The 3,656-nt window shown below is 67.8% G+C and carries 2 protein-coding genes; both read left to right on the forward strand.

Translation table 11 applies throughout. The features are described 5' to 3' along the window. Nucleotides 1-354 (forward strand): ATP-binding cassette domain-containing protein (locus FVW27_RS10305; protein ID WP_167124891.1); only part of this gene is annotated, 354 nt, incomplete at its 5' end. Between the two features lie 581 nt (nucleotides 355-935). Then, nucleotides 936-3,656, forward strand: a 2,721-nt coding sequence (locus FVW27_RS10310) for an AIR synthase-related protein (RefSeq protein ID WP_167124893.1), incomplete at its 3' end; no start/stop codon positions are given.

The raw sequence follows: 3,656 nt of genomic DNA on the forward strand, positions 1-3,656 counted from the left end.
GTGGGCCTGTGGGACGACGTGCGCCAGCGGCTGGACCGCCCCGCCGCGCAGCTTTCCGGCGGGCAGCAGCAGCGGCTGTGCCTGGCCCGCATGCTGATCCTGCAACCGGATGTGCTGCTGCTGGACGAGCCCACCGCCTCGCTGGACGCGGCCACCACCCGCGATGTGGAGCAACTGGTGCGCCGCCTGGCGACCGACCGCCCGGTGCTGATGGTGTCGCACAGCCTGGGGCAGGCCCTGCGCCTGGCCGACCGGGTGGTCATCTTCGCCGACGGCAGGCCCCAGCGGGAATTCACCCCCGCCGACCTTGGCGGCGATGCGGGCCGCGAGGCCCTGATGCAGGCGTTGCTGTAGCCCCCCTTGGGAACATTGCTCCGGTTTTGATTTTCTGCCACGTCATGGCCTGCGGCGAGCTGCGGCCAACCGTGCACACGCCTGATCCCCATGAGAATGGCGCTGAAGTCCTCACGACCCGCGCGCCAAAGGCCGCTACCGCCAAAACTACGGGAGCCGCGTGCGCATGCGCATTCCGCCGGGCAGATCACCCGAAGGCGCCTTGCACCGAAGGGAAGCTGCCCGGCATTAGGAATGCGGCGCAAGAAACGCCGGGGGTCCAGGACTTCAGCCGTTAGGCGAGCGCGAAGCGCGAGTCTTACGGATGAAGATAGCAGAGCTGTGGCTAAGCCCCCCTGGAGCGCGGGGGGGCAGGGGGCTGCCGCTCAGCGGCCCCCTGCCCGCCGGAGGCATAACGAAATCGAGCGCCTCCGAACGTACTGGAGATTTTCCGTAGAAAACGCCTTCAATCAAGCCGCTACCTTCCCTCCCCCCGCTCCGCCAGCCTCGCCGCCCACCCCCTTCACGTATTTGCAAAGCGCGGCGTTTGCCTTTATGGAGAGCCAACCGCTCGCACCCCCAAACACCCTCAGGAGTCTGTCATGCTTCGGCGCATAGAAGTTGGCCTTCGGCCGCAGGTCACCGATACCGTGGGCCGCAACGTCGCCGCCAAGATCCGGGCCTCGCTGGGCCTGAACGTGGAATCCGTGCGCCTTGTCAGGGTGTTCACCGTGGATGGCCTTTCCGAAGACGCGCTGGTCCGCATGGTGGCCCAGGGCGTGCTGCATGACCCCGTGCTGCAGGACGCCGCGCTGGATCTGCTGCCCGCCCCGCAGGGCGCAGCCCCGGCGGACTGGGTGCTGGAGGTGGGCTTTCGCCCCGGCGTCACCGACAACGAGGGCCGCACCGCGCGCGACACCCTGGCCCTGGTGCTGGGCGCCGACCGCCGTTCCATCGCCGTGTACACCTCGGCCCAGTTCCACGTGACCTGCGCCAAGGACATGCCCCTGTCCCGCGCGGACATGGAACACATCGCCCGCGACCTGCTCGCCAACGAACTCATCCAGCGCTTTGCCCTGAAAAGCCGCGACGAATGGGCCGCCGAGCCCGGCTTCGTCCCGCAGGCCGCGCAGGTGACCGGGGCATCCAGCGACGAGGTGGCCATAATCCCGCTGTCCTCCATGGACGATGCGGCCATGCTGGCCTTCAGCCGCGAGAATACCCTGGCCCTCAGCCTGGAAGAACTGCACGCCATCCGCGCCTACTACGCGGACCCCGCCGTGCGAGCCGACCGCGCCGCCATGGGTCTGCCCGCAGACCCCACCGACGCGGAAATCGAGGTGCTGGCCCAGACCTGGTCCGAGCACTGCAAGCACAAGATATTTTCCGCCCGCATCGACTACGAGAACCGCGAAACGGGCCGCCGCGAGGTGGTGGACAGCCTGTACAAGACGTACATCCAGGGTTCCACAAAGACCATCCGCCAGCGCCTGGGCGAACGCGACTTCTGCCGCTCGGTGTTCAAGGACAACGCCGGGGTCATCGCCTTCAACGACACCCACGACGTGTGCATCAAGGTGGAAACCCACAACAGCCCCTCGGCGCTGGACCCCTACGGCGGCGCGCTGACCGGCATCGTGGGCGTGAACCGCGACCCCATGGGCACCGGCCTTGGCGCGGAACTCTTGTGCAACACCGACGTGTTCTGCTTTGCCTCGCCCTTTCACGAGGGTGAACTGCCCCCCCGCCTGCTGCACCCGCGCCGGGTCATGGAAGGCGTGCGTGAAGGCGTGGAGCACGGCGGCAACAAGTCGGGCATCCCCACCGTCAACGGCTCCATCGTGTTCGACGAACGCTACCTCGGCAAGCCGCTGGTGTATTGCGGCACCGTGGGCATGCTGCCCAAGGAGATTCACGGTCGCCCCGGCTGGTACAAGAAGGCCCTGCCCGGCGACATCATCGTCATGGCGGGCGGGCGCATCGGCAAGGACGGCATCCACGGCGCCACCTTCTCGTCCGAAGAACTGCACGAAGGCTCCCCGGCCACGGCTGTGCAGATCGGCGACCCCATCACCCAGCGCAAGATGTACGACTGCATCATGCGCGCCCGCGACATGGGCCTGTACAACGCCATCACCGACAACGGCGCGGGCGGCCTGTCCTCGTCCGTGGGCGAGATGGCCCAGGATACCGGCGGTTGCCGCCTTGACCTTTCGCGCGCCCCGCTGAAGTACGACGGCCTGCGCCCGTGGGAAATCCTGCTGTCGGAAGCGCAGGAACGCATGACCCTGGCCGTGCCGCCGCAAAAGCTGGACGCCTTCCTGGCCCTGGCCAAAGAGATGGACGTGGAACTCACCCCGCTGGGCGAGTTCACCGAATCGGGCCGCTTCCACGTGGTTTACGGCGACAAGCAGGTGGCCTGCCTGGACATGGACTTTCTGCATGACGGCGTGCCCCAGATGCAACTTTCCGCCGTGTGGGAACGTCCGTCCTTCGCCCCGGAATGCGAATGCAGGCTGAACCCGGCCCCCGCCGAACAGGGCCCGCTGCTGCACGCCATGCTGGGCCGCCTGAACATCTGCAGCAAGGAATACCTGATCCGCCAGTACGACCACGAGGTGAAGGGCGGCAGCGTGGTGAAGCCGCTGGTCGGCGTCAAGCGCGACGGCCCGGCGGACGCCGCCGTGGTGCGCCCCCTGCTGGACAGCCAGGCGGGCATCGTTCTTTCGCACGGCATCTGCCCCAAGTTCAGCGACTACGACACCTACTGGATGATGGCCAACGCCATCGACGAGGCGGTGCGCAACGCCGTGGCCGTGGGCGGCGACCCCGACCGCATGGCCGGCACCGACAACTTCTGCTGGTGCGACCCGGTGCAGTCGGAAAAGACCCCCGACGGCCAGTACAAGCTGGCCCAGCTGGTGCGCGCCAACCAGGCCCTGGCCCACTTCTGCCTTGCCTACGGGGTGCCCTGCGTTTCCGGCAAGGACTCCATGAAGAACGACTACTTCGGCGGCGGGGTGAAAATCTCCATCCCGCCCACGGTGCTGTACTCGGTGCTGGGCGTCATGGACGACGTGAACCGGGCCGTCACCTCCGACTTCAAGCAGCCCGGCGACAAGGTGTACCTGCTGGGTGCCACTTTCCGCGAACTGGGCGGCAGCGAAATCGCCGACCAGCTGAACACCGTGGGCGCGCAGGTGCCGCAGGTGGACGCGCTGGCCGCCATGGCCCGCTACCGCGCCCTGCACGGGGCCATCAACGCGGGCCTCGTCACCGCCTGCCACGACCTGTCCGACGGCGGCCTGGCCGTGGCCCTGGCC

The sequence above is a fragment of the Nitratidesulfovibrio liaohensis genome, from assembly GCF_011682075.1.
Lineage (GTDB): Bacteria > Desulfobacterota > Desulfovibrionia > Desulfovibrionales > Desulfovibrionaceae > Cupidesulfovibrio > Cupidesulfovibrio liaohensis.